Below are 301 nucleotides of genomic sequence, written 5' to 3'. Positions count from 1 at the left end.
TATCGGAGTTGAGCCTCAGTCTTTAGTGCCTACAGTTAACAATGTTAACTACTCTGCTTTAATCGAAGAAGTAGAAAACAAAGTTAAACATATTGTCGAGCAGGTTACAGCAGGTGCGCCTTGGCACTTGTTTAAAGACTCTCACGATAGACTGAACTCAGAAAAACAGAAGCTGATTAAAGAACGTGACTCACAAAAGCCAGATGTTAATCAAAGTGACGTTCAAAAATGGGTAGAAAAACTTATCGAATTAGCTGACAAAGCACGAGCTGATAATAAAGAAGCTAGGTTGAAGTGTAGA

1 pseudogene is annotated in these 301 nt (G+C 38.5%); it reads left to right on the top strand.

Annotated elements, in window-relative coordinates:
- Positions 1-301 (top strand): annotated as a pseudogene (locus tag AB4486_RS27520) (recombinase family protein); the annotation flags it as partial.

It is taken from the genome of Vibrio sp. 10N.222.55.C6 (assembly GCF_041473395.1).
In the GTDB taxonomy this organism is placed as follows: domain Bacteria; phylum Pseudomonadota; class Gammaproteobacteria; order Enterobacterales; family Vibrionaceae; genus Vibrio; species Vibrio crassostreae_C.
This window is presented reverse-complemented; position numbering and strand designations above follow the sequence as displayed.